A 25,621-nucleotide genomic window follows, 5' to 3' on the forward strand; every position below is an offset into this window, starting at 1 on the left:
TAATCAGTGAATGAGAGAGAAAAAGCAATTATCTTTTAACCAAACGCAACGCATTAACAACGACTAATAACGAACTTAACGACATCCCCAAAGCCGCCAACCAAGGCGGAACAAATCCCAAGGCAGCCGCAGGCAATGCCAACACGTTATAACCCACTGCCCACGCTAAGTTTTGCCGAATAATTGTTAAAGTCTTTTGTGCGGTTTGAATCGCCAAATGCAAATTAGATAATTGTTCAGATAACAAAATCATATCCGCACTTGCCCGCGCAATCTGCGTGCCGCTCCCCATTGCAATCGACACCTGTGCTTGTGCCAAAACAGGCGCATCATTTACCCCATCGCCAACCATTGCCACAATCGCCCCTTGCGCTTGCAAAGCATGGACTTTTTCCAATTTTTCCGCAGGCGTTAAAGCAGCCGCATAATTATCAATACCAACCGACTCCGCCACTTGACGCACAGCAGTTTCATGGTCGCCACTGAATAAAAACAACTGTTTCCCTTGTTGACGCAAGATATCCATCACCGCCCGCGCCCCTGCACGTAATTCATCGCCAAGTAAAAACACACAATGAATCTCTTGCTTATCCGCTAAATACACCAAACTATCACCACTTGCCTGTAACGGCTTTAACTGTTCAGCGGATAAAGTTAAGGCTGTTTGTACTCGAATAAATTCCGCCGTACCAACAAAATACGCCTTGCCATTAATCTCCCCTTGTAAACCTGCACCGACATGATTACTCACCTGTGTTGCAGTGTAAGGACTCGCTTCGCCCGCTTTTCGTAAAGCTTTCGCAATAGGATGTTCAGAATGGACTTCCAACGCAGTCGCATATGCTAAACAAGTCTGTGTTGACCACGCACTAAAATGCTGTGTTTGACGCAAAGTTAGCTGTCCAATCGTCAACGTACCTGTTTTATCAAAAACAATATGCGTTGCACGGGCAAGCGTTTCTAAAGCATGACCGCGCGTTGTAAGCAGTCCGATACGGGTTAATGTGCTAGTCGCTGCCGTAATTGCGGTCGGTGTTGCTAATGACAAAGCACAAGGACAAGTCACAACTAAAACTGACAGGGTAATTTCTAACCAACGGCTAGGGTCAATCAACCACCAAGACACCGCTACGAATACCGAGAGCAACAACACCCCAGCCACAAACCAACCTGCAATTTGGTCTGCAAACTGTGTAATTTGCGGTTTTTCCGTTTGCGCCCGTTCTAATAAACGCAAAATATGCGATAACACCGTATCCGCGCCGACTTTTTCCACCCGCATCTGTAACGGGCTTTCAATATTAATCGTACCTGCGATAACCTTATCCCCCTGCTGTTTCAACATTGGGCGACTTTCACCTGTTAATAACGACTCATCAATGCTAGAACAGCCTGTTATCACCATGCCATCAGCGGGAATATTTTCACCTGGGCGAATTAACACCGTATCCCCTACCCCTAAATCCGCAACAAGGATTAAATCTTCTTGTACACCGTTTGCAGTCGTGGTTAAACGGGTCGCCATATTAGGCACAATACGGACAAGATTTTCAGACGCATGCGCGCTTTTTTGCCGTGCGACTAATTCAAAATAACGCCCACTGAGCAGGAAAAATACAAACATACTGACTGAATCATAATAAACATGGTCAGTCCCTTGTACGACCGTGGTCCAAACACTCCCCACAAATGCCAACAATAAACCCACCGCCACAGGCACATCCATCCCCACCCGTCGCAAAGATAAATCCCGATATGCATTTTTAAAAAATGGGGTTGCGGTATAAAGCATAATGGGAATAGTGAGCAACAAACTCACCCAATTAAACAAGACGCGAAACTCAGGTTCTATTTGCGTGCCTGACCATTCCGCCGCATAAATCGCCAAGGCAAACATCATAATCTGCATACTTAAAACGCCAGAAACCCCAATGCGACGCAGATAATAACGGCGTTCTTGCTCTAAAATCGCTTGTTGGCGGTCAGGGTCATAAGGATGTGCCAGATAACCAATACGACTAACCGCTTGTAAAATTTCGCTTAACTGTATCTGACTATTATCCCAACGTACCCGAGCGCGATTAGTAGAATAATTCACACTAACTGCTAACACCCCTTTTAAACCGCGCAAATGACGTTCATTCAACCAAACACACGCCGCGCAAGTAATCCCCTCTAAAATTAACGCAGCTTCGCGAATATGCTCCCCTTCTGTACGAACAAAACGCTTTTGAATCTGTGGATTATCATAAACAGTCGTTTGCTGTAAAAAAGTGGGGACAACTTCCCGCCCTGTTGGCGCGTTGTCGGTGCGATAGGTATAAAAATCCGTTAAACCACTATCGACAATAGCTTGCGCGACAGCCTGACAACCAGCGCAACACATACAATGAGTTTCACCATTAATCCGCACAGGTAAATAAGTTTTTTCAGGGATGGGTAATCCACAATGATAACAATGGGTTTCTGACATCATGAAGGGACACAATTTAAGCGAAATGAAGAACAAACAATTATACACAGGTTCGTTTACTGTTTGGATTGATTCCCCATTGAAAACACAAGCGACGCTTAACCATCATACAAAGCATTTATAAAAACAATATAAAATAAAGCATTAGAGCTTACTGATAAACAACCTATTCTTTTTTGCTAAAAGGCAGATGAAATAACTTGCATAACATCTATAACGTGTTTATACTGTGTCTTCTCTGGTGCGAGGTGGAGCAGTCTGGCAGCTCGTCGGGCTCATAACCCGAAGGTCGTAGGTTCAAATCCTGCCCTCGCTACCAATCTTTTTTTCCCTTCTTAAAAATTTCCCTCATTTTTAGTACCTCTACAAAAATTCTCTATATCCCTAATACAATTGTTTTACCTGCATTTGCATTCATTTTTTGTTTACAGCGTTTCTAAAAAACCTGATAACAGATAAACATTACCCTATCGGTTATCAGGTTTGATAGTTTTTAAGAACTGACCGTTGCAGGATTTAGGTCTGATACTGATTTATCAACTTTTACCGTTTTTTCTGCAACACGCCGATAACGTCTATCCGTTGCCGATAAGACTCCCGCAAATGCCATTAATAACGCGCCTAGCCAAATCCAACGAATGAAAGGCTTATAATAAATTCGCACGCTCCACGCGCCCCCCCCTAAAGGTTCGCCCATAGAAACATAAATATCACGGAATAACCCTGCATCGATACCCGCTTCAGTCATGGGCATTGTACGTACTAAGTACATGCGTTTTTCTGGATGTAAAACGGTCACATCTTTTCCATCTTTCTGCACACGTACTGTTGCTCGTTCTGCGGTGTAGTTTGAACCTTGTATATGCTCAGTTTTTTCAAAAATGAAATGAAATCCAGCAACATCTAATTCGACATTAGGTTCTAAACGTACATCTTCTTCAACACTATAAGCATTCGTCAGCGTCACGCCAACAACAAACACCGCAACGCCAAAATGCGCAATGCTCATACCGTAAAAACTGCGTGGTAAATCGCGTAACCCTTGCCAAAAGCTAGGTTTATGTTTGGTTTTCTCTAATAAGTCTTTTACGATAGTTAATAAAATCCAGAAAGCAACCGCAAGACCTGGAAAGACGATTAATCCTGCTTCGCCTAAATAGAACACAGGCACGGCAATGCCTAAAACAATACTGAGTAAGAGGAGAAACCAAAGTTGTTTGATTAAACGTTGAGGTTTATCACTCTTCCAACGAGTTAGTGAGCCAATTCCTAATAAAATCAGTAAGGGAGCCATCAGGAAGAAAAAGACTTTATTAAAGTAGGGAGGCCCTACGGATAATTTGCCTAAATTAAGCGCGTCTAAAAACAAGGGGTAGAGCGTGCCGATGAGAATACAGGCAGTGGTGACAACAAGGAAAATATTGTTAAGCAGTAATAAAGTTTCTTTAGAAAACAGTTCAAAATGTCCGCCTTGTCCCATGCTCGGTGCACGCCATGCGTACAAGAACAGGGAAATACCGATAACAATACCTAAGAAAATCAGAATAAATGTGCCTCTGGTTGGGTCTGTTGCAAAGGCATGAACCGAGGTTAAGACACCAGAGCGAACAAGGAATGTCCCTAATAAACTGAGTGAAAAGGCAATAATGGCAAGTAAAACTGTCCAGCTTTTGAATGCGCTACGTTTTTCGGTAACAGCGAGGGAATGTAATAAAGCAGTACCGACCAACCAAGGCATAAAGGAGGCGTTTTCGACAGGATCCCAAAACCACCAACCGCCCCAGCCTAATTCGTAGTAAGCCCACCAACTGCCTAATGCAATACCAATAGTTAAAAATACCCACGCAATCAATGTCCAAGGACGTGACCACCGTGCCCACGCACTGTCTAATTGCCCACTGAGTAAAGCGGCAATGGCGAAGCTAAAGGCAACGGAAAAACCAACATAACCCATGTATAACATGGGAGGATGAATAATTAATCCAGGGTCTTGTAATAAGGGGTTTAAGTCGCGTCCATTTGCAGGGGCATCCGCTAAACGCTCAAAAGGATTTGAGGTTGCAATGAGAAAGAGCAGGAAACCTACACTAATAAATCCCATGACACTTAAAACACGAGCAACGGTAACAGGTGGTAAGTTACGGCTAAAACTGGCAACGGCGACTGTCCAAAATCCTAAGGTTAACACCCAGAGGAGGAGAGAGCCTTCATGTCCACCCCAAACACTGACAATGCGATAAATCAGTGGTAGCTGTGAGTTGGAGTTCTGCGCAACATAACTGACGGAAAAGTCGTTAGTAATAAAGGCATAAGTTAAACAAGCGTAAGCAAGTAAAACAAAGACAAGTTGTCCTGCAGCAGCTGGGCGGGCAACGGCTACCCAGTTAGGAATTTGACGGGCGGCCCCTATCAAAGGAAAAATGAGTTGTACCACTGCTAAACATAAAGCAAGGATTAACGCGAAGTGTCCGAGTTCTGGAATCATAAATAAAACCGAGCTAAAAAAGGGGAAGATAGCTTATTCTTGCGGGGCTTTGGCTTTTTCTAATTGAGCCGCTTTGATAGCGGCAGCCGCTTCAGGAGGCATATATTTTTCATCATGTTTGGCTAATACTTCAGAGGCTTGAAAAACACCATTAGTATTTAATTGACCGATAGCGACAACGCCTTGTCCTTCACGAAATAAATCAGGTAAAATTCCTGTATATTCAACGGGCATCGTTTTTACTGTATCGGTCACGGTAAATTTAACGGTCAGGCTTTCTGATGAACGTTGCAAACTGCCTGTTGTGACCATGCCACCGATTCGAATCGTTTTATCCGCAGGGGCTTTACCATCTAAAATCTCGCTAGGCGTGAAAAAGTAAAGCATGTTTTCACTGAATGCACTAATAGCGAGTCCTACCGTCGCGCTGACCCCAACAATAACGAGTAACACAATAAAAAACCGTTGTTTATGCTTTTTATTCATGGTGATAAAACTAGCCATTTTCTTTCCTTCTCATCCGTCGGGTAAGGCTTTGCAATAACTCGCGTTTGTGATTGAGAGGAACAATGACATTAGCAGTTATCACAATGAATGCTAAACCGTAACTTGTCCACACATAAAAGGCGTACCCCCCCATGTTAAAAAACTCACTCATGCGTTTTGCCTCCTGATTAAGTTGTAGATTTTTCTGCGGGTAAATGAGGAGTTGCTGTAAATAGTACACTAACCCATTTGCTATTTTTTTCTCGTTCTAACACTTCATTGCGTGCACGCATGAGTAACACTAAAGCAAAGAAAATTTGAAAAGCAAAGACCATAATTAACAAAGGAATCAACATATTAATATCAATATTTGATTTCATCTTTAAAATACTGATTGTTGAGCCTTGATGTAAGCTATTCCACCAGTCAACGGAAAATTTAATAATCGGTAAATTCACCGCGCCCACAATGGCTAAAATCCCGCTAGCACGCGCCGCGTTGCGTTTATCCTCAATCGCTGAGTTTAAAGCAATAATACCTAAATATAGGAAAAACATGATTAATGTGGAAGTTAAGCGTGCATCCCATGCCCACCATGTACCCCACATGGGTTTTCCCCATAAAGAACCTGTTACCAGTGCTAAAAATGCAAAAGATGCCCCAATTGGTGCGGCACAAGCAGCCATAATGTCTGCTAGTTTAATCTTCCAAATAATACCAATTGCGGCAGAAACAGCCATAAATGCATAAATAAACATGCCCATCCATGCAGATGGAACATGGACAAACATAATCCGATAACTATGTCCTTGCTGATAGTCAACAGGCGCAACAATTAAGGCTTGATATAAACCAATCAGCAATAAGACAGTACAAGTCCATGCTAAGTAAGGAATAACACGACCTGCAAAACTGTAGAAATAAGGCGGGGAGGAGAGTTTATGTAAAAATGCCCACATAGTATATAAATGATGAGTAATAAATCAATTTGCAAGAATGAAGTATAGATGATAGTGCTTAAATCGGACTGAAGAACATACTGTAATTGACTCACACAGCACACGCAATTAACTAAAATTTAATGCAGATAGTCATAGGCAAAAATAAAGGATATGGTCAGCAAGCAACCATATCCCTCACAAAAATCTGTGTTATACCACAGTTACAACAGGCTTATTGTGTTCTTTCCACAAGTCGATTTTGATGAACTACAATATTCGCGCTCACTTTCATTTCAGCTAATAACTGTTTAAATACAGTATCACCAAGTGCGCGTTTTGCCTGTGTTTTTAACCGCTCCAATTCTGGATTTTCTGTAGGTTGAGCATTATCTGCTGTACCATTTGTTGCTGTCACAATATTAGGCATTTCACCTGCTTTGACTGCTAACAAAATGATGAGCGCGTAATCACCATTATTTAAAGCAATACCTTGATATAAAGCTTGTTTATCCGCAGGATGTCCCATCTTGAAGGCTTCTCGCACAATGTCAGGATGCCCTAAAGTCGTGTTTTGCCGTTCTATCCATTGCGCAGGTTGCGCTTGTAATTCATATTTTTTGAACAAAGCATCAGGATTTTCACCTTTTTGTAAGGCAGCCAGTAATTCTCCCCCTAATTTCTCTGCTTCTTTACGACCTTTGTCTTGTTTCAACTGTGTAGTAATGTCGGCTTTTACTTCTTCTAAAGGACGGAGCTGCGCGGGTTTATGCTCTTTTAAACGAATAACGGCAATGTGTTGGGGCTTATCTAACTCTAACACTTCGCTGTTATAACGATTATCTAACACTTGTGGACTAAAAGCCGCTTCAATCACTTTTTGATTAGATAAAAAGCTATCTTTTTCAGCAACAACTGTTTTAGCAAATAAATCGGTTGTTTTGATAGGGAGTTTTAAAGTATCTGCAATGGCTTGCAAACTATTGGGATTTTCAAATGCTAAATCAGCCATTTGTTCGGCGTGTGCATAAAATGCCTGTTCGGCTTCTTCTTGTTGTACTTTTTTCAACAATTCTTCGCGAACCGCCTCAAAAGGTTTTGTTACCGTTGGTTTTGCATCGACCAACTGAATAAGGTGAAAACCAAATTGCGTTTTAACAGGTTTGTCGCTTAAATCGCCCACTTTCATGGCTTTTACAGCATCTTCAAACGGTTTCACCATAAAGCCCTCACCAAACCAACCTAAATCCCCGCCTTTATCTTTATTACTGGTATCGCTGGAAAATTCCTTAGCCATTTCATCGAAAGTTTTTTCTTTACTCTTGATTTTACCAAGAATATCAGTTGCTTTTTTCTCCGCTTCAGTGACTTTGTCAGCGGTGGCATCAGTAGGGACTTCAATTAAAATGTGTTTAGCCTGCCATTGACCAGATGTTGTAAACGAGGCGAGACGCTCTTGATACTGCGCCTTTAAGGTATCTTCGCTGATATTTTGCGTATTGGCTAAATCAGCTTGAGATAATTCAATATATTCAATACTGACTTGTTCAGGGGTTTTGTAAGAATCAGGATGCTCTTGATAATACTTATTAATTTCAGCATCATCAATGCTGACTTTATCCACAAAACGGCTTGTCGGAATGGTGAGATAGCTGACAGAACGTTGTTGTTTCTCCAGTTGCATCCGATTGGTTACTTCGGCTGGGCTTACAAATGCAGTATTGGTGATGCCATCCTGTAGCTGTGTCGTTAATAAAGAACGACGCATTTCAAATTCAAATCCTGTCGGATTCATGCCTTGTGTTCGTAAAGCCTGTTCATACAGCGGTTGGGAAAACATCCCCGTTTGTTGAAACATGGGGAATTGATGAATGCGTTGCGCTAGCATCATATCGCCAATTCTCATGCCATGGTCTGCTGCTGTTTGTAACAAAATTTCTTGTTCAATCAAACGATTCAGTGTGTCTTGGCGGATTTGCGCATCCATAAAGGATAAATCTGCCTGTTGCATCATGTTACGCAATTGACGTTTTTGTTGATCAAATGCTTGTTCAAAACTTTGATTAGAAATTTCTACGCCATTGACTTCAGCAATAGCAATATCGCGTGAAGGACTTAAATATTCTTGAATCCCCCACAATGCAAAAGGTATGGAAATGATGACAATTAATGCCCATCCTAACCACCCTTGAATACCTGCACGCATACCTTGTAGCATGAGTGTCTCCCATTAGGTTAAAAAATCAATAATTATCTGTATATTGCAAGCTTATAGTCGCTGTATTTTTATAAAATACTGTAACATCCAGTTTCTCACTGAGAAAATAATGACATTTTACAATATTTATAAGTTGATTGAGTGAGTAAAACGAGCATTCTGTGATAAGTTACTTGAATGATGACAGGAATGCATTTTGAGTATGCGATATTGGGTCATCTTAGGAAATCACAAAGAGAAGTTAGTGCGATAAGGATTAATTGAATATACGTTAAAAAACAGATGAAACAATTGGTATAACACAAGAATGGTGTATTTTTTGATAGTGCTAAACAAGCAGGGCTTTAAATGAGTAAAAACCGACTTGTTTAGCACGACCCAAAAAAAAAGGTGCATATAAAATGCACCTTTTGCGAATAATTGGCGGAGCGGACGGGGCTCGAACCCGCGACCCCCGGCGTGACAGGCCGGTATTCTGACCAACTGAACTACCGCTCCAAAAATCTGGACTAAATTTATTCTTCTTTATCTTAATTGGTGGGTGTTGAGGGGCTTGAACCCCCGACCCCCGCCTTGTAAGGGCGATGCTCTACCAACTGAGCTAAACACCCACTTAACCAATCAATGAAGAACACATTATAGACACATAAAAACGATATTGCAAGTTTTTTTAAAATTAATTCACAGAATCTTTCAGTGCTTTGCCTGGTTTAAAGACAGGCACTTTTGCCGCTTTAATATCCAATGGCTTGCCTGTCCGTGGATTACGTCCTGTCCGTGCAGCACGTTCACGTACGGTAAATGTCCCAAACCCGATTAACGTGACAGTGTCATTTTCTGTTAAAGCCTTTTTGATACTATCCAGTACTGCATCAACAGCTTTTGCGGCTGTTGTTTTAGGAATATCAATAGATTCAGCGACTGCCTGAACGAGTTCCGATTTGTTCATTATTTTCCCCCGTTTTACGTGGATTAAGAAGTTAACATCAAGAAATGCTTAAATTTACCATTCAACCAAACACATAGGCAATAAACATGCCTTAAGACAAAACAGGCAGATTGCCTAGGCAATCTGCCCTCATTGTATCACGTTAATGTGTTTGTACACTCTGTTTTTTCTGAATATTCGTGGCTTCTACCACAGTTTGTTCTTCTCCTACCGCTTCTTCTTCACGAGTTGCCAAAGGTGTTGGCATGTGCTGTAAAGCGATTTCCAATACTTCATCAATCCATTTTACTGGATGAATATCAATATTTTTCTTTATATTATCAGGTATTTCTTGCAGTTCGCGTTTATTTTCATCAGGGATCAACACGGTTCGAATTCCGCCCCGTAACGCGGCAAGCAGTTTTTCTTTCAGCCCGCCAATGGGTAAAACTTCGCCCCGTAGTGTGATTTCTCCTGTCATGGCAACGTCAGCTTTTACAGGAATATTCGTCAATATAGAGACAATAGCCGTACACATACTAATCCCTGCGCTAGGACCATCTTTAGGTGTAGCTCCTTCAGGGACATGAATATGTAAGTCATATTTCTGATAAAAGTCGTTGGTAATTCCTAAAGAATCAGCGCGACTTCTCACAACACTCATGGCGGCTTGAATAGACTCTTGCATCACATCGCCTAACTGTCCTGTATATGACAGTTTGCCTTTACCTGGCATGATTGCTGTTTCAATGGTTAATAAATCACCCCCAACTTCTGTCCATGCCAAGCCAGTGACTTGTCCAATACGGTCTTCTTCTTTGGCACGACCATAGCGGAAACGTTGTACGCCAAGATATTTTTCTAAATTACGTGGCGTAATGGTGATTTTTTTCACTGTCGGTTTTAGTAAAATCTCTTTGACGACTTTACGGCATAATTTAGCAATTTCGCGTTCTAAATTACGCACGCCTGCTTCACGGGTGTAAAAACGCACAATATCACGAATTGCCGCTTCATTGATGCTGATTTCTTCTTTCTTTAACCCATTATTTTTAAGCTGCTTGTTAATAAGGTAGTTAAGCGCGATATTGACCTTTTCATCTTCGGTATAACCTGAAAGACGAATAACTTCCATACGATCCAGCAGGGCAGCAGGAATATTCAGCGTGTTTGCCGTCGCAACGAACATAATATCGGACAAATCATAGTCGATTTCTAAATAATGATCGTTGAATGTATGATTTTGTTCGGGGTCTAACACTTCTAGTAAGGCAGATGCTGGATCCCCACGGAAATCCATTGCCATCTTGTCCACTTCATCCAGTAAAAAGAGGGGATTACGTGTGCCAACTTTAACAAGGTTTTGTACGATTTTACCTGGCATAGAGCCGATGTAAGTACGGCGATGCCCACGAATTTCTGCTTCATCACGTACACCACCTAATGCCATACGGATAAATTTGCGGTTTGTTGCACGTGCAATGGATTGACCAAGTGAAGTTTTACCAACACCAGGGGGACCAACAAGGCAAAGAATTGGTCCTTTAAGTTTGTTAACCCGTTGTTGCACAGCTAAGTATTCTAAAATGCGTTCTTTGACCTTTTCTAAACCATAATGATCAGCTTCTAAAATCTTTTCCGCTTTGGCAATGTCACGACTAATTTTTGAACGTTTGCGCCATGGAACATTGACGAGTACATCAATATAGTTGCGCACGACCGTTGCCTCAGCCGACATTGGAGACATCAACTTGAGCTTGTTTAACTCATTATAAGCTTTTGCTTTTGCTTCTTTAGGCATACCCGCTTCTTCAATTTTACGGGTCAATTCGTCGATTTCACTAGGAACTTCTTCTAATTCGCCTAATTCTTTTTGAATGGCTTTCATTTGCTCATTCAAATAGTATTCGCGCTGACTCTTTTCCATTTGCCCTTTGACACGTTTCCGTATCCGCTTTTCAATTTGGAGCAAATCGATTTCGGATTCCATCAGGGCAATGAGGTGTTCTAAACGATCTCTAATATTAGTGATTTCTAAAATCTTTTGTTTTTCTTCGATTTTAATTGCCATATGAGCAGCAATGGTATCTGCTAAACGGCTGGGTTCATCAATACTGGATAAAGAACTGAGGATTTCGGGTGGAACTTTTTTGTTGAGTTTGATGTATTGATCAAAGTGAGAAGTAATTGAACGGGCTAAGACTTCAACCTCGCGTTCATTTCCTTCTGAAGAGGCTAAGGGCATTACTTGCGCAGAGAACATATCATCAACAGATAAGAAATTGATAATTTTAGCGCGCTCTCCTCCCTCTACTAAAACTTTGCTAGTTCCATCAGGTAATTTCAGGAGTTGCAAGATATTAGAAACGGTACCAATACGATAAATATCTTCAATATTGGGTTCGTCTTCGGCTGCATTTTTTTGTGCCACTAACAGAATTTGTTTATCTGTTTTCATGGCTTGTTCAAGGGCATGAATGGATTTTGCACGCCCTACAAAGAGTGGGATAACCATGTGGGGATAAACGACGACATCCCGTAATGGTAACACTGGCAACACTAAGCGTTGATCCTCGATCACTTCTGAGGTTTTGTCATCGTACGCCATAAAGAATCCTCTATATATTCAGATGCGACACACGCACCCGAAAGAAACAGTAAAAACCACTGTTCTTGATAGTAGTGCTACGCCTAGACAATTCAAGGCTCTCAGGCATCACTGCCTGAGTTTTTACGGGCACTAATCAGATGCAACACGTTGCTTTTCTGTGTTCTTGTATAAAATAAGTGGTTTTGATTCGCCTTCAATGACTGTTTCATCAACGATGACTTTCGCCACGTTTTCCATAGAGGGCAGATCGTACATGGTTTCTAATAGAATATTTTCTAAGATAGAACGTAGTCCACGTGCACCTGTATTGCGAGCAAGGGCTTTACGGGCAATAGCTTTGAGGACTTCATCACGAAACTCTAATTTTGCCCCTTCCATCTCAAACAATTTAATATACTGTTTGGTCAGTGCATTTTTAGGTTCAACCAGAATTTTGACCAGTTGTTCTTCTGTCAGTTCTTCTAAGGTTGTGATAATGGGTAAACGACCAATAAATTCGGGAATTAAACCGTATTTAATTAGGTCTTCTGGCTCTACGCCGTGTAGGAGTTCGGTAATATTGCGTTTATCATCGTTGCTACGGACTTCCGCAGAAAAACCAATACCGCTTTTTTCTGAACGGGCACGGATAACTTTTTCTAACCCTGCAAATGCACCACCACAAATAAAGAGCATGTTGGTGGTATCAACTTGTAAAAACTCTTGTTGGGGATGTTTTCTGCCGCCTTGGGGTGGAACAGAGGCGATTGTCCCTTCAATGAGTTTTAATAGGGCTTGTTGTACCCCTTCGCCAGAAACATCTCGCGTAATTGAGGGATTATCTGATTTACGAGAAATTTTATCGATTTCGTCGATGTAAATAATGCCTGTTTGTGCCTTTTCTACATCATAATCACACTTTTGTAAGAGTTTTTGAATGATGTTTTCTACATCCTCACCGACATAACCTGCTTCGGTTAAGGTTGTTGCATCTGCCATGGTAAAGGGCACGTTGAGAAAACGCGCAAGTGTCTCAGCTAGCAGGGTTTTACCTGAACCTGTAGGACCAATGAGGAGAATATTGCTTTTGGCAATTTCTACTTCATTTTTCTTGTTCAGTTGGGTTTCAACCCGTTTGTAGTGATTATAGACAGCAACAGACAAAACCTTTTTGGCGTGTTCTTGTCCAATCACATACTCATCTAAATGTTGATGAATTTCATGTGGCGTTGGAAGTTTGCGACGTGCATTTGCATCTGCGTGTTCCTGAACTTCTTCACGAATAATATCGTTACAAAGTTCAACGCATTCGTCGCAAATAAAAACGGAAGGGCCTGCAATCAGTTTACGAACTTCATGCTGGCTCTTACCACAAAAAGAACAATAGAGTAAGCGGTCATCACTGCCATGTCTGGCTTTTCTATCATCACTCATTGTGAGTCACCTCAATTAGGGACTGCATAAAACGGGCATCTTAATGACATCATGCCACTTATACATACAATCTTACGGTTTAGGAGCGGCAAGGGCTTGTCGCGTGGTTAATACAGCGTCAATTAAGCCATATTTCATTGCTTCATCAGCCGACATGAAGTTATCTCTATCGGTATCACGGGCGATGGTTTCTAAAGGCTGACCTGTATGTTTAACTAGGATATTATTCAAACGATCGCGGACTTTCAAGATTTCACGGGCATGAATATCAATATCGGTCGCTTGCCCTTGGAAGCCACCTAATGGTTGGTGAATCATGACACGAGAATGAGGTAAACAATAGCGTTTGCCTGCAGCACCGCTTGCGAGGAGTAGCGCGCCCATACTGGAGGCTTGTCCAATGCAAAGAGTGCTTACATTAGGCTTGATGAATTGGATAGTATCGTAAATAGACATGCCCGCCGTCACAGAGCCGCCTGGGGAGTTGATATATAAGTGAATATCTTTGTCGGGATTTTCTGATTCTAAAAATAACAGCTGGGCAACGATAAGATTAGCCATGTAGTCTTCAACTTGTCCTACAAGGAAAATTAATCGTTCTTTTAAGAGGCGAGAATAAATATCATATGACCGTTCGCCTCTGGCTGACTGTTCGACAACGATAGGAACTAAATTCCCTGCTGCTTGAATATCCGATATTATCCTGTCTTTCATGACGTACCGCCTACTTGTTGTTTTCGTGTTGTTCCATCACTGCATCAAATGACATGGGTATTTCGGTCACTTGTGCTTTCTCGACTAACCACTCAACGATTTGCTCTTCTAAAACGACAGATTCAACTTGTTCTAATCGTTGAGGGTCTGCATAGTACCACTTAATAACGACTTCAGGTTCTTCGTAGGTAGATGCAACGGTTTCAATCATTTCCCGTACTTTGTCTGCACGCACTTTAATGTTATTGGCGCGAACTAATTCAGACATTAACATGCCTAAGCGAACACGACGTTGTGCCCGTTCTTCAAACATGGCGGGCTCTGGTTGAACATTGCTATTCATACCTGCGTCGCGTAGCTCTTGAAGCATGTTTTGTACCATGCGTTGTGTTTCATGGGCAACCATGGCTTTAGGTACTTCAAGCGGATTGTTTTTTAACAGGATTTCTAATACTTGCTGTTTAACCTTGTTTGTAACAGCAAACTTCAGCTCACGCTCCATATTGTCACGCACTTCTTTATAGAGTGCATCTAATTCACCTGAAGCAACCCCAAGAGATTTAATGAAGTCTTCATTAATTTCGGGTAATTTAGGTTTTGCGACTTCGTGAACTTGGACAACAAAATGAACTGTTTTTCCAGCAATTTCACTATTTGTGTGTTCCGCTGGGAAGGATATATCGACTTCTCGCGTATCTCCAGCACGCACACCTAACATGGCTTCACTGAAATTAGGCAGGATATTATTGGTGCGTTCATCCCCTAAAACCAAGCGTAATGCTTTTGCTTCATTGCCTTTAAAGGGATTTCCATCTACAGTGCCAACAAAATCAATGGTGATTTGGGAATCTTTTTCCGCAGGGGCATCTATATTTTCCCAATCTTGGCGTTGTTTCCGTAACTTTTCTAACATTTTGTCGATGTCTGGTTGAGTTACTTCAGCAACAGGTTTTTCAATGTTGAGGTTATCGATATTGACAGCACTAATTTCAGGGAAAATTTCAAAATCAGCGGTATAGGCTAAATCTTGAGAAAAATCGGTTAAATTACTTTTTAAATCAATTTTGGGCTGTCCAACAGGATGGAGTTTTTCTTGTTCTATAGCTTCTTTAAAGCTGCTTTCAATGAGTTCACCAATGACTTCTTGGCGGACTTGTCCACCGAATTTTTGCTCAACGACACGCAAGGGAATCTTACCGGGACGAAAACCATTCACCTTTACAGTATGTGACAACTCCTTGATACGGCTTTGAATTTTTTCTTCAATCCGTTCTTTAGGAACACCGATGGTCATACGGCGTTCTAACGTACTGGTAGTTTCTACTGACACTTGCATGTTGTATTGTAACCTCTTGTTGGAATCGTATAGAGAAGAAGGGGTATGCGAAAGAAGAGACTCGAACTCTTATGGGTTACCCCACTGGAACCTAAATCCAGCGCGTCTACCAGTTTCGCCACTTTCGCATAAAAAGACATTAATAAATTAACAATAGCAATACAGTCGCTCGCTGTATACCTGAACATTGCGCTGAATGATGGTCTTACCACTGTCAGGCAAACTTTTAAGGCAGGGAGACTGTCCGTTATTGGGACAAGTCGCATGTTGTATCTTTAAGCAGGAGTACACAGCTTTTCTATGGTTGATTGGGAAGCGTTATCTTAAGCGACCATACCTAAATGATACTAAAAAACGAAACCCAGCAAGGAGGCTGGGTAGATAAATTCTGGTGGGCTGTGTAGGTTTCGAACCTACGACCCGCTGATTAAGAGTCAGCTGCTCTACCAGCTGAGCTAACAGCCCTTAATAAAGAGCCAAATACTACTATATTTTTTTCTGATAGACAACAGGCATTTTGCTGGAAGTTGATTGTTCTGCATTTTACTGTTTTATTTTTATCTAATTAAAATTATTAATTTTTTATAAATTTCAGGTGATGTTTTTAATTTATTTATTGTAGGATGCATCCTAATTTCTAGTTTTCTTGTCTCACAATTTATGCGTATTTTACTGGTTAAGACCTCCTCGCTGGGCGATGTGATTCATACCTTACCCGCTTTGACCGATGCTTATCAACAACTGCCCCATTTGCAATGTGATTGGGTTGTTGAGGAGGCGTTTAAAGAAATTCCGACGTGGCATCCTGCGGTTAAACAAGTGATTCCTTCCGCTGTGCGCCGTTGGCGTAGCAATGTTAAACAGGCAATTCGTAGCGGGCAATGGCGGTATTTTAAAGAGAGCCTACAACAATGCCGTTATGATTATATTATTGATGCACAAGGTTTATTAAAAAGTGCGTTGATAGCATATCAAGCAAACGGCAAACGGGTTGGGCTTAATTGGTCATCTGCACGCGAGCCATTGGCTAGTTTGCTTTATCATCAACGCTACGCTGTCGCATGGAATCAACACGCCGTTACACGATTACGTCAACTATTTGCTGCCATCTTTGACTATCCATTGCCTGAAGCGATGCCTGATTATGGTATTCAAGATTTTTTTAAGCCTTTTAAAACTTTAAATACTCAGCCAACCGTGATTTTTCTACATGGTACAACATGGTCAAGCAAGCAATATCCTGAGGCGTATTGGTTTATACTGGCAAGTTTAGCGGTACAAGCAGGGTTACAAGTGCGTTTACCTTATGGAAATGCGATAGAACAAAATATTGCAGAAAAAATTCGTGGTAATAATCCTGAACATATCCATTTAATTCCTAAAGGTTCGCTCACTGATATGGCAAAGGAATTATTGCAAGCGCAATTAGTGATTGGCGTTGATACAGGATTAGCGCATTTAGCCGCTGCGTTAAATGTTCCTGCGATAACGCTTTATGGTGCGACCCAACCTGCATGGACTGGGACAGTTGGTCTCAATCAAGTGACCTTGCAAACCGAGTTTGCTTGCTCTCCCTGTTTACAGAAACGCTGCCGTTATAAAGAAAGTGCCCCCGTTTATCCCGCTTGTTATGCGCAATTGCCTCCCCAAAAAATTTGGGAAATCGCACAACATTTATTAACTCATTCACCTTAAGCTAATCAGAAAACACCTCATTATTTTATGGAATCCTTCTTTATTCCTTATCAAGCGACCCAAACTTTACCACAAGGCACTATTTTAGTGCTTGCGCCACACCCAGATGATGAAGTGTTTGGTTGTGGTGGTGCAATCATGCAACACATTGCACAGGGTAATACGGTACGGGTCATTATTTTAACGGATGGTAGTGCTGCAACAACTCACGCTGATGAGGATGCACGTCGGGCTTATATTCAATTACGTCAAGCAGAGAGTCGCCAAGCCGCAAAACACTTGGGATATGGAGAACCACTATTTTGGGAAATTCCTGACCGTCACTTACAAGTTGATTCACAACTCATCGAAAAGCTACGCGATTTTATAACTACAAATCAGATTCAACAGATTTACGCACCTTCTCCCGCAGAAATTCATCCCGACCACTATGCTTGTGCACAACTTGCGCTTTCACTTTTAGCGCAATTACCAATTACTTACATTATGTATGAAATTGGTATGCCTTTGCGCCCTAATCAACTGTTGGATATTACTCCGTATTTAGACCGTAAACAGCAAGCAACAAATTGCTTTAGCTCACAATTATCCATTCAGGATTATGGGCGACATTTATACGGCTTAAATGTCTATCGTAGCTATACCCTGCCTGTCACTGTGATTGCAGCAGAAGCTTATTACGTTTTAACCCATGCAAATTGGCGAGAAAATCCATTCCGAGAGTTTGGCGAAAGCCGTCAAACAACCATCATGTCACAAATGGCGCGACAATTAACTGAGCAAGCACAGCGATTGACAGAACAGACACATACATTAGAGCGGGTTTATTACAGCACTTCATGGCGCGTTACTTATCCATTACGTGCCTTTAAACAGCATTGGCGATTATTAAAAAGATTACTGCATAAACTTGTCGCGTGATTCGCATAAAAATAAAATTTTGGGCGTGATTGACTGTAACGGCAGAATAAAGTCAACACCGCCCCAGTTAACTGCTTCACCAGGCATTCCCCAAACGATACTACTTTCCTTATCCTGTGCGATGGTTAAAGCCCCTGCATCGTGCATTTCTTTCATGCCCCGCGCCCCATCATCCCCCATACCCGTTAAAATCACGCCTATCGCGTTAGGTCCTACATTTTGCGCAATGGAACGAAATAAAACATCGACGGAAGGGCGATGACGATTTACAGGCTGTCCATCATCCAAATGACAGACATAACGCGCTCCATCACGAACGACTAATAAATGATGACTACTACCAGGGGCAATATAGACATGACCTGGTAAAATCACATCTCCTTCTTTCGCCTCCAAAACCTGCATGGCGGAAATTTGGTTCATCCGATGCGTGAATGAAGTACTAAACGCCGCTGGGATATGTTGACTAATCACAATACCAGGCGCATTTGCAGGCATTCCCATCAATAAGGTTTTAATCGCCTCAGTCCCCCCAGTAGATGCACCAATCGCAACAATTTTTTCAGTGGTTTTAAAATGGCGGGAAAAAGCGGGGGGGGTACTTTCTAAAATGATATCGGCAGAAAATTTAGGCGCGACTTTTAAGGTCGCAAGTACTGGCACTAATTTTTTATTATCTATCAATGGACGAACTTTTGCCTCTGCCGCCATTCTAATTTTGCCGTTAATTTCATTAGCATATTCGTAAAAAGTATCTGCAATATCAATTTTAGGCTTAGAAACGTAATCAATCGCCCCATACTCTAACGCTTGTAACGTCGTGTCTGCGCCTTTCTCTGTTAACGCTGAAACCATCACCACAGGCATAGGATGCAAGCGCATTAAATTACGCAAAAATGCCAAGCCATCCATACGTGGCATTTCCACATCCAAGGTTAAAACATCAGGATTTAACTCTTTAATCTTCCGTTTAGCAATATAAGGGTCACCAGCCGTACCAACGACCTCTAAATCAGGGGTTGCATTGATAATTTTGCTCAACATCTGACGCATCAGTGCAGAATCGTCGACCACTAAAACCCGTATTTTAGCCACTTGATTGCCTCAATCATGATTAAAATAAATCCACGTCTCCGCCCACAGGTTGTTTTTGCAAGTTGGACTGATACATTTTTTCCCGTTCGAGGATAGCCTGCTCCATCGCCCGTAATTTTTTAATTCTCACTAAACCTGTAAGCGGATAAAACATGATTTTACGCGGATAAATATCGCCCAAATCTTCCGCAACTAATTTTAATCCTTCTAAGCGCACATAGTTTCTAACAAACTCAATATTTTGTTGTCCGATATTTGCCATATTCTTCATAATTTGCCCCCCCCCGAATAACTTCACCTCCAAATACTGACGTTTTCCCCCATACTTTAAAATCTCGTTCACCACATGCTCCATTGCATAATTCCCATAACGCATGGCAGCACTCACATGAGTTGCCTCCCACTCTGACGAATTTAACTGCTGTGCAGGCAACATAAAATGATTCATTCCCCCAATATTATTCACGACATCCCGAATACAAGCGGAGACACAAGACCCCACCACCGTTGTGATAATCTCATCATGGCGGGTTACATATGATTCACCAGGCAATATTTTTGCGATATGTGCATGAATATGATAATCCCAGTAACGTTTGATATGCTCATAACCGGGTAAAGTACGTGGTGGCTCTGGAGGCATTCTGAATATCTGAAAAGGTCGTACAATAAATAAAACGACTTGCTAACACTAACCGCGTTAAATTAACAAGTCCTAATATACATCGTTCTCTGTAATAAACGAAAACGTTGACTTAACTGAAACAAATTTTCTGAATGACCGACAAATAAATATCGTTCCATTCCCAACAAATCTGCAAACCGATCAAATAAAACCCGTTGCGTGTCTTTATTAAAATAAATCACGACATTTCGACAAAAAATTAAATCTAAAGGACCATGCATGGGCCAACTATCCATTAAATTTAATTGATTAAAGCGAATTAACTCTTTTAATTCGGGAACTACAAGCACCCGACCACTATATCCACCTGTTCCCCGTTTAAACCAACGATGCAACCGCTCAGGCGACAACCCATTTAAACGATCTTCCTCATAAATCCCATCGACGGCTTTTTGCAACACATTAGAATCTAAATCTGTTGCCAAAATTTTCACATCCCACCCTTGAGGCATGGTTTCCTTAACCACCATCGCAATCGAATATGCTTCTTCCCCACTCGCACAGCCTGCCGACCAGATACGAATTCGACGGGTTGCAAGATTCTTTACACATAAATCAGGCAAAATATGCTTGGCTAAAAATTCAAAATGATAAGGCTCACGAAAAAATGCCGTTAAATTCGTCGTAATCGCGTTGACAAAATGAATTAACTCCTCAGTATCGCCACTGCGTAACAACTGATAATAACGGCTAAAACTATCTAATTTTAACACCCGCAAACGACGCGATAATCGACTATATAACATCTCCTGCTTATGGTCTGACAAATTAATCCCTGTCTGCTCTCGTACCAAATCGCGCAATAGTTCAAAATCCTGATGAGTAAAATGGAACTCACGTTCCATACCCCCCCAATGACCTTGTCTCATGATAACGGCAGATTTAGCTGAGCAGACAACCCCAATAACATTGCCGCCTCACACAAGGCAGGTGAAGGCGACTGCCAGCCAACAGTTACCGTTGATTGAGACATAAACGCAAGTAACAACTGCAATGTTGCAGTATCAACCCGCTCCACGTTCCCCCCACATAACTGCACCCGCTTTCCCATATTCTGCTGTAATTGCTGATATAACTGCTCTAACTGCGTTAATGTTGCCGTTTGTTCTAGGGTAATACTGACCCACTGACGATTACTATCAGGCATTGCACTAGACATGAGAGACATTGAATTAGGGGTAGATGTTGTCATACAAAACCAATGGGTTAAATAATAAAATTGTTAATAAACCTAAGTTCGGCGAGATTAAAAAGTTAAAACAGAGGCTTGCTGTATTTTCAGACGTAAAATAGCCATAGCTATTTTAATCTAATAAATTGGTTTCTTCCTGCTTGTTTTTCATCAGGATTCACTAGATAAGATTAAAAAATTGTCTGAATCAGAATTTTCAGGATTTAACAGGATTGATAGGATTTAAACCCCTTAAACAAAAAACTAACGCGAATAATTCATTTAAATCCCGCTAATCCTGAAAATCCTGATTCAAACACGCTATTGTCTTTTTAAAAGGAATTCGCAAAACTCAGGTTAAAGTCACTAAACGAAGTGCACGACAACACAAATTAAGAAATAAGCATACAATGCTAAAAAAATAGCGCACTACCTCACTTTTAATGAAGCAACGCGCTACTTTAAAAAACTACTTCACATCAGGATCATACATTTCATGCTTAATCTGATGACGATTCGCAATCAATGTATCGATGTCAGGCTCGTCTTTTAATGCACGCGCAATTGCCAACTTAGTCGCCTCATAATTCGTGCGATACAAATCTTTCTCATCAGGATTTTTCACACAAGCAGGATCAATCCAAACCATAATAATCATGCAAAGATTATTCACTTGATCACGCGGAATAACCCCCTCAATCACGCAATCTAAAATCGCATCCGCAGTTGCTGCCTGTACAACCCCGCCGTACAAATTTACATAATCCATACTCTTCATCGTCACCTTCGGCACCATCAACGCCGCAGGACGAATTTGCTGATTACATGCCCGAATCACAAACATCCGTGTATGCCCCTCAGTTTGCCCCATCAAATTTGCAAAGGCATAACCGACAGGTCCATTCACATCCCCAATAATGATTTCTGGCATTGCATCTGTACCCTGATCATTAGATGCAAATACAGTTGCTTCTCCCGTTTTAAATATAATTTTTTCAGACATTTACAACAGCCTCCAATGGGATTAAAAAACATTTTCACAAAAAAACTGCTTCACCCTTCGCAACAGGGCGTTGACTATCCGTAATCCACTCACTCCATGAACCTGCATACAACTTAGAACCCAGCAAGCCCGCCGCTTCCATTGCCAATAAATTATGACACGCAGTCACCCCAGACCCACAAGAATGAATCACATGATCAGGCTTAATATGAGGATGACCATTCAAATGCGCAAAACGCTGCCGCAACAAATCTGCTGATAAAAAATTCCCATCCGCATCTAAATTCCCCGCAAATGGCAAATTAATTGCGCTAGGAATATGACCCGCGACAGGGTCTAATGGCTCTTGCTCCCCGCGAAAACGCTCAGGCGAACGTGCATCGATGAGCAACCACTCCCCCGACTTTAAATGCTCTTCTAAAACATGCGTTGTTACCCATAAACTATCATCAGGTTGAGCAACAAATGTTTTCGGCGTTGGATGCGATGGTGTATGACTCACAGGTAAACCCTCTTTTTGCCAACGCGGAAACCCCCCACTCAACACCGCGACCGAAGAATGACCTAACCAACGCAATAACCACCATAACCGAACAGCAATACTGCCTGCACTATCATCATAAACAATCACCTGCGTATTTTTATCCACCCCCCACAAACCCAACTTATGTGCCAACGTATGCGGAGCAGGTAACGGATGCCGTCCTGTATCGGATGACTTTGCCGAAGCAAGGTCTTTATCTAAATCGGCATAACGCGCATGAGGAATATGTGCAGACAAATACTGTTGATGTCCTAACTCAGGTTGGGTCATGGCAAAACGACAATCAAAAATAACCCAATTCGGGTTATCCAAATGGGCAATTAACTGTGCAGGCGTAATTAAAGTTTGATACATGACATTCCTCAAGCATTTAGGCAAGTAACTCGATAAATAGGGAATCGTAAATATAACCTTGCCATTCTCTAACACATGCCAAAGGCATTCAATGGATTTCAGCGAAGAATCAGGGAGAATCACAAAAAGGACGAGCCAACATAGCGAACTCCCCCCCTAGATACTGATTGACGATAGGCTAAAACAATGCCATGATTGCCAGCGTAACACACTGTATTTAATTAAAATATTTCAAATACACTGACTAATCAACCAAGTAAAATGCCTGACCTCCCTCAGTGCATTGATGCAAAAGACAGCCTTTATCATGAAAAGAACCTTAAAAACCCTATCCCTTGTTATTGCATTCATACTACCCGCAACCAACTACGTTGCCTTTGCGACGGACATCACGACACAATCAAGCAGAGATACCCCGTTAAAAGTTCTTAATGAAGTTCTCGGCAAACCCAGTTCACGAGATGGATTAATCTTAACCAACCAACTGATTTACTATGTTGGCGACCCGATTAATATCAGCATTAATCTACCTGACAGTTTAAAACCCTTCCTAGACAAAACAGCACAACTACAACTCCTCCTCTATTTCTCAACAGGTGACAGCGCGATATCCCCCACTATCGTATCTCCCTTCGTAATGGCAATTCCTGTTGCTGCTCAGGGGCAATTTTTTGAAAGCACTATCGACACCAGCACTCTTTCTACAGGTGTTTACGAATTAGGACTTGTGCTGGTTAAACCAAATGGCGATGCAACAAAAGTTAGCGATTGGTACGGCGGATATGGCGGATTATTAAGTACTGTTCGCCTTAAAGTCAGTGAAAAATCTGATATGGATGATGAGGATGTCAATGGCGATGGACTGGTTGAAGGCGATGCAAACGGTGATGGTTATGTTAATACCGTTGTTGAGAACAACAATAGCTACTCCGTTGCAGACCTACTCGGTAGCCAAAGTATAGAAGTCAGTGCAGATGCTATTTGTAACAATGCACTACTTGAAGGAACATATACCTATCTTGTTCATGGTCTTACCAGACAAGGTGACTATCTAAAAGATTATGTTGAACTAGGCTTTGATATTTTCGACGGCAAAGGTAACGTAACCAACGTTTACACCGACAACATCAACCGTGCAACCTATCAAAGTATGAATGCTAAATACAATGTTGATGCAAACTGTCAAGCAAAAGTGACTTACGAAGATGGCAGTTCATTCACCATGTTTGTTGCACCCAATGGCGATGAATTCTACTACCTCTCAGCAGGTGAAGTCCCCGCTGAATCCTTTGGGGGACGAGAACATCGATTAACACCCATGACAAATATGCACTGCTCCACCGCAACACTGAACGGCGTTTATTCCTATGCATCAAAAGGGGTTAAACAAGGTGTACTTTGGATAGAAACAGGATTTGAATACTTTGATGGAAAAGGTAATGTGACTGCCGTGTTTACCAACAACGTTACCAAAACCACCGAATTTGTAAGAGGGGCTTACTATGTGGACAGCAACTGTCTTGGCGTAACCACATATTCAGAAGAAAACTTGATTGAACGCTATGCCATGTATGTTTCTGCCAGTGGTGACGAATTCTCATGGTTACAAATTGATGGCATACAACTCTTAGGCTACCTTGCAGGCGTAGAAAAACGAGTTGCCCGCTCAGTTAATACACTAAAAATCCTCGCCAACTTTACCGCAACCTCTGAACCTGTTGACCCAAACATAACAGACAATATGATATGCAACATGCCTGCACCAGAACAAATTCCGAGTAATGTTGAAATCAAATGCGGAGAAGGCTATGACGCGATTAATGGTCATTGTGAACTCAACGACCCTGATAACTTACTGTATGACGGAGCTCCCTTAGCAACAGGACCCGCTGCCCTTTGCGCCGCAGGTATTAGACTGAAAGCACCGTAAACAGTCCACGAAAAGCACGAAAGGCACGAAAATAATCACTCTTTCGTGCTTTTCTTATCTTTCATGGAGTTAAATTTACCCATGACGGAACAACGTCGTAAGCTATTCCGTGAGGTCGCGTTAAAACAGCACACCTCACCCGAACAACTCGACCAACTGATACAAATCACTTCAACACGAGAATGGTTATTTATTCTCGCTATCTTGTTAGGGTTAAGTATGGCATTAGGTTGGTATTGGTTTGGTACACAAACAACAGAAGTTACAAGTAGTTCTCTGCTTTCATCAAAGAAAAATACGCACAAATTAAATATTAAAGCACAACTAGAAACTCGATTAACTTGGTTAAGAACTTTAAGCCACATCCCAGAATCACAACGCCCCACCTTTATTCAACAACAACGCCTGAGTTTAGCGAGACAACTTGATGACCTGTCTCATTCATCACCCCTCATCAATCACACAACCCCATCTCAGGAACTTGCCACCGCTTACGCACTGTTATTACAAATGACACTTTCTGAAAATAATTCAGATACACAAATTCAACAAGCTATACAAACCTTACAACAACAAATTAATAATCTTGCGATATAAACCAAGTTCGATACTGTTTGTCAA

At 41.6% G+C, this 25,621-nt stretch carries 21 protein-coding genes and 5 tRNA genes; 5 read left to right on the forward strand and 21 right to left on the reverse strand.

The genetic code is table 11. From position 1 onward, the window contains the following. Positions 1 to 28: 28 nt before the first annotated feature. Positions 29 to 2,476, reverse strand: coding sequence for a heavy metal translocating P-type ATPase (locus BEGALDRAFT_RS12135; RefSeq protein WP_002690394.1), 2,448 nt, complete (start codon positions 2,474 to 2,476; stop codon positions 29 to 31). A 239-nt stretch (positions 2,477 to 2,715) separates the two neighbouring features. Between BEGALDRAFT_RS12135 and BEGALDRAFT_RS12140 the strand changes: the two genes are divergently transcribed. Next, positions 2,716 to 2,792: transfer RNA gene (locus BEGALDRAFT_RS12140), tRNA-Met, on the forward strand. A gap of 174 nt (positions 2,793 to 2,966) precedes the next feature. Here the strand turns inward: BEGALDRAFT_RS12140 and BEGALDRAFT_RS12145 are convergent. From BEGALDRAFT_RS12145 to BEGALDRAFT_RS12210, 14 genes are all read right to left on the reverse strand, one after another. After that, entirely contained in the window at positions 2,967 to 4,958 is a 1,992-nt protein-coding gene (locus BEGALDRAFT_RS12145) for a heme lyase CcmF/NrfE family subunit (protein WP_002690396.1), read from the reverse strand. 33 nt (positions 4,959 to 4,991) lie between these two features. Further along, entirely contained in the window at positions 4,992 to 5,462 is a 471-nt protein-coding gene (ccmE, locus tag BEGALDRAFT_RS12150; RefSeq protein ID WP_002690397.1) for a cytochrome c maturation protein CcmE, read from the reverse strand. Further along, a complete protein-coding gene (gene ccmD, locus BEGALDRAFT_RS12155) occupies positions 5,455 to 5,616 on the reverse strand; it encodes a heme exporter protein CcmD (protein ID WP_002690399.1) in 162 nt (53 codons plus the stop codon). Before ccmD ends, ccmE begins: the two co-directional genes overlap by 8 nt. Before the next feature lie 16 nt (positions 5,617 to 5,632). Then, on the reverse strand, positions 5,633 to 6,403 hold the full coding sequence (locus tag BEGALDRAFT_RS12160; RefSeq protein WP_002690400.1) for a heme ABC transporter permease: 771 nt from the start codon (positions 6,401 to 6,403) through the stop codon (positions 5,633 to 5,635). 214 nt (positions 6,404 to 6,617) lie between these two features. After that, entirely contained in the window at positions 6,618 to 8,600 is a 1,983-nt protein-coding gene (locus BEGALDRAFT_RS12165) for a SurA N-terminal domain-containing protein (RefSeq protein ID WP_002690401.1), read from the reverse strand. 421 nt (positions 8,601 to 9,021) lie between these two features. Further along, a tRNA-Asp gene (locus BEGALDRAFT_RS12170) sits at positions 9,022 to 9,098 on the reverse strand. A 37-nt stretch (positions 9,099 to 9,135) separates the two neighbouring features. After that, positions 9,136 to 9,211, reverse strand: a tRNA-Val gene (locus BEGALDRAFT_RS12175). Positions 9,212 to 9,276: 65 nt separating this feature from the next. After that, the gene (locus tag BEGALDRAFT_RS12180; protein WP_002690402.1) at positions 9,277 to 9,549 is read right to left on the reverse strand and encodes an HU family DNA-binding protein; all 273 of its coding nucleotides are present in this window, start codon (positions 9,547 to 9,549) and stop codon (positions 9,277 to 9,279) included. A gap of 142 nt (positions 9,550 to 9,691) precedes the next feature. Next, positions 9,692 to 12,136: an endopeptidase La gene (gene lon / locus BEGALDRAFT_RS12185; protein ID WP_002690403.1), complete on the reverse strand. Its 2,445-nt coding sequence runs from the start codon at positions 12,134 to 12,136 to the stop codon at positions 9,692 to 9,694. Positions 12,137 to 12,268: 132 nt separating this feature from the next. Next, the gene (clpX, locus tag BEGALDRAFT_RS12190; protein WP_002690404.1) at positions 12,269 to 13,552 is read right to left on the reverse strand and encodes an ATP-dependent Clp protease ATP-binding subunit ClpX; all 1,284 of its coding nucleotides are present in this window, start codon (positions 13,550 to 13,552) and stop codon (positions 12,269 to 12,271) included. 72 nt (positions 13,553 to 13,624) lie between these two features. Next, positions 13,625 to 14,266, reverse strand: coding sequence for an ATP-dependent Clp endopeptidase proteolytic subunit ClpP (gene clpP / locus BEGALDRAFT_RS12195; protein WP_002690405.1), 642 nt, complete (start codon positions 14,264 to 14,266; stop codon positions 13,625 to 13,627). Between the two features lie 10 nt (positions 14,267 to 14,276). Next, a complete protein-coding gene (gene tig / locus BEGALDRAFT_RS12200) occupies positions 14,277 to 15,602 on the reverse strand; it encodes a trigger factor (RefSeq protein WP_002690407.1) in 1,326 nt (441 codons plus the stop codon). Positions 15,603 to 15,648: 46 nt separating this feature from the next. Further along, a tRNA-Leu gene (locus BEGALDRAFT_RS12205) sits at positions 15,649 to 15,730 on the reverse strand. 261 nt (positions 15,731 to 15,991) lie between these two features. Then, a tRNA-Lys gene (locus BEGALDRAFT_RS12210) sits at positions 15,992 to 16,067 on the reverse strand. Between the two features lie 195 nt (positions 16,068 to 16,262). Here BEGALDRAFT_RS12210 and waaC point away from each other — a divergent pair. Together waaC and BEGALDRAFT_RS12220 are read left to right on the forward strand one after the other, a co-directional pair. Then, positions 16,263 to 17,297: a lipopolysaccharide heptosyltransferase I gene (gene waaC / locus BEGALDRAFT_RS12215; RefSeq protein WP_002690408.1), complete on the forward strand. Its 1,035-nt coding sequence runs from the start codon at positions 16,263 to 16,265 to the stop codon at positions 17,295 to 17,297. Positions 17,298 to 17,324: 27 nt separating this feature from the next. Beyond that, on the forward strand, positions 17,325 to 18,218 hold the full coding sequence (locus BEGALDRAFT_RS12220; RefSeq protein ID WP_002690409.1) for a PIG-L deacetylase family protein: 894 nt from the start codon (positions 17,325 to 17,327) through the stop codon (positions 18,216 to 18,218). Here the strand turns inward: BEGALDRAFT_RS12220 and BEGALDRAFT_RS12225 are convergent. The 6 genes from BEGALDRAFT_RS12225 to BEGALDRAFT_RS12250 all read right to left on the reverse strand — a co-directional run bounded on the left by BEGALDRAFT_RS12225 (position 18,195) and on the right by BEGALDRAFT_RS12250 (position 23,070). After that, the gene (locus BEGALDRAFT_RS12225; protein WP_002690410.1) at positions 18,195 to 19,313 is read right to left on the reverse strand and encodes a protein-glutamate methylesterase/protein-glutamine glutaminase; all 1,119 of its coding nucleotides are present in this window, start codon (positions 19,311 to 19,313) and stop codon (positions 18,195 to 18,197) included. The genes BEGALDRAFT_RS12220 and BEGALDRAFT_RS12225 overlap by 24 nt on opposite strands. Positions 19,314 to 19,332: 19 nt before the next feature. Continuing rightward, complete coding sequence (cheD, locus tag BEGALDRAFT_RS12230; RefSeq protein ID WP_002690411.1) at positions 19,333 to 19,956, reverse strand: chemoreceptor glutamine deamidase CheD; 624 nt, start codon at positions 19,954 to 19,956, stop codon at positions 19,333 to 19,335. A 62-nt stretch (positions 19,957 to 20,018) separates the two neighbouring features. Further along, complete coding sequence (locus BEGALDRAFT_RS12235) at positions 20,019 to 20,843, reverse strand: CheR family methyltransferase (RefSeq protein WP_198284640.1); 825 nt, start codon at positions 20,841 to 20,843, stop codon at positions 20,019 to 20,021. A gap of 20 nt (positions 20,844 to 20,863) precedes the next feature. Next, positions 20,864 to 21,190 carry an STAS domain-containing protein gene (locus BEGALDRAFT_RS12240; RefSeq protein ID WP_002690413.1) on the reverse strand — a complete coding sequence of 109 codons (327 nt, stop codon included), beginning with the start codon at positions 21,188 to 21,190 and terminating at the stop codon, positions 20,864 to 20,866. A gap of 448 nt (positions 21,191 to 21,638) precedes the next feature. Next, complete coding sequence (fae, locus tag BEGALDRAFT_RS12245) at positions 21,639 to 22,172, reverse strand: formaldehyde-activating enzyme (protein WP_002690414.1); 534 nt, start codon at positions 22,170 to 22,172, stop codon at positions 21,639 to 21,641. A gap of 34 nt (positions 22,173 to 22,206) precedes the next feature. After that, complete coding sequence (locus BEGALDRAFT_RS12250) at positions 22,207 to 23,070, reverse strand: sulfurtransferase (protein ID WP_002690420.1); 864 nt, start codon at positions 23,068 to 23,070, stop codon at positions 22,207 to 22,209. 307 nt (positions 23,071 to 23,377) lie between these two features. On the opposite strand from BEGALDRAFT_RS12250, the gene BEGALDRAFT_RS12255 reads away from it, so the two are divergent. Next, positions 23,378 to 25,000, forward strand: a complete 1,623-nt coding sequence (locus tag BEGALDRAFT_RS12255; RefSeq protein ID WP_040294955.1) for a hypothetical protein — start codon at positions 23,378 to 23,380, stop codon at positions 24,998 to 25,000. Positions 25,001 to 25,081: 81 nt separating this feature from the next. Beyond that, the gene (locus BEGALDRAFT_RS12260; protein ID WP_002690422.1) at positions 25,082 to 25,597 is read left to right on the forward strand and encodes a hypothetical protein; all 516 of its coding nucleotides are present in this window, start codon (positions 25,082 to 25,084) and stop codon (positions 25,595 to 25,597) included. Positions 25,598 to 25,621 lie beyond the last annotated feature (24 nt).

The organism is Beggiatoa alba B18LD (assembly GCF_000245015.1).
GTDB classification, from domain to species: Bacteria; Pseudomonadota; Gammaproteobacteria; order Beggiatoales; family Beggiatoaceae; genus Beggiatoa; species Beggiatoa alba.

Coding starts and splice junctions, on each gene's coding strand:
- BEGALDRAFT_RS12135 (WP_002690394.1), bottom strand. CDS start 2,476: ATGATGTCAGAAACCCATTGTTATCATTGTGGATTACCCATCCCTGAA.
- BEGALDRAFT_RS12145 (WP_002690396.1), bottom strand. CDS start 4,958: ATGATTCCAGAACTCGGACACTTCGCGTTAATCCTTGCTTTATGTTTA.
- ccmE (WP_002690397.1), bottom strand. CDS start 5,462: ATGGCTAGTTTTATCACCATGAATAAAAAGCATAAACAACGGTTTTTT.
- ccmD (WP_002690399.1), bottom strand. CDS start 5,616: ATGAGTGAGTTTTTTAACATGGGGGGGTACGCCTTTTATGTGTGGACA.
- BEGALDRAFT_RS12160 (WP_002690400.1), bottom strand. CDS start 6,403: ATGTGGGCATTTTTACATAAACTCTCCTCCCCGCCTTATTTCTACAGT.
- BEGALDRAFT_RS12165 (WP_002690401.1), bottom strand. CDS start 8,600: ATGCTACAAGGTATGCGTGCAGGTATTCAAGGGTGGTTAGGATGGGCA.
- BEGALDRAFT_RS12180 (WP_002690402.1), bottom strand. CDS start 9,549: ATGAACAAATCGGAACTCGTTCAGGCAGTCGCTGAATCTATTGATATT.
- lon (WP_002690403.1), bottom strand. CDS start 12,136: ATGGCGTACGATGACAAAACCTCAGAAGTGATCGAGGATCAACGCTTA.
- clpX (WP_002690404.1), bottom strand. CDS start 13,552: ATGAGTGATGATAGAAAAGCCAGACATGGCAGTGATGACCGCTTACTC.
- clpP (WP_002690405.1), bottom strand. CDS start 14,266: ATGAAAGACAGGATAATATCGGATATTCAAGCAGCAGGGAATTTAGTT.
- tig (WP_002690407.1), bottom strand. CDS start 15,602: ATGCAAGTGTCAGTAGAAACTACCAGTACGTTAGAACGCCGTATGACC.
- waaC (WP_002690408.1), top strand. CDS start 16,263: ATGCGTATTTTACTGGTTAAGACCTCCTCGCTGGGCGATGTGATTCAT.
- BEGALDRAFT_RS12220 (WP_002690409.1), top strand. CDS start 17,325: ATGGAATCCTTCTTTATTCCTTATCAAGCGACCCAAACTTTACCACAA.
- cheD (WP_002690411.1), bottom strand. CDS start 19,956: ATGCCTCCAGAGCCACCACGTACTTTACCCGGTTATGAGCATATCAAA.
- BEGALDRAFT_RS12235 (WP_198284640.1), bottom strand. CDS start 20,843: ATGGAACGTGAGTTCCATTTTACTCATCAGGATTTTGAACTATTGCGC.
- BEGALDRAFT_RS12240 (WP_002690413.1), bottom strand. CDS start 21,190: ATGACAACATCTACCCCTAATTCAATGTCTCTCATGTCTAGTGCAATG.
- fae (WP_002690414.1), bottom strand. CDS start 22,172: ATGTCTGAAAAAATTATATTTAAAACGGGAGAAGCAACTGTATTTGCA.
- BEGALDRAFT_RS12250 (WP_002690420.1), bottom strand. CDS start 23,070: ATGTATCAAACTTTAATTACGCCTGCACAGTTAATTGCCCATTTGGAT.
- BEGALDRAFT_RS12255 (WP_040294955.1), top strand. CDS start 23,378: ATGAAAAGAACCTTAAAAACCCTATCCCTTGTTATTGCATTCATACTA.
- BEGALDRAFT_RS12260 (WP_002690422.1), top strand. CDS start 25,082: ATGACGGAACAACGTCGTAAGCTATTCCGTGAGGTCGCGTTAAAACAG.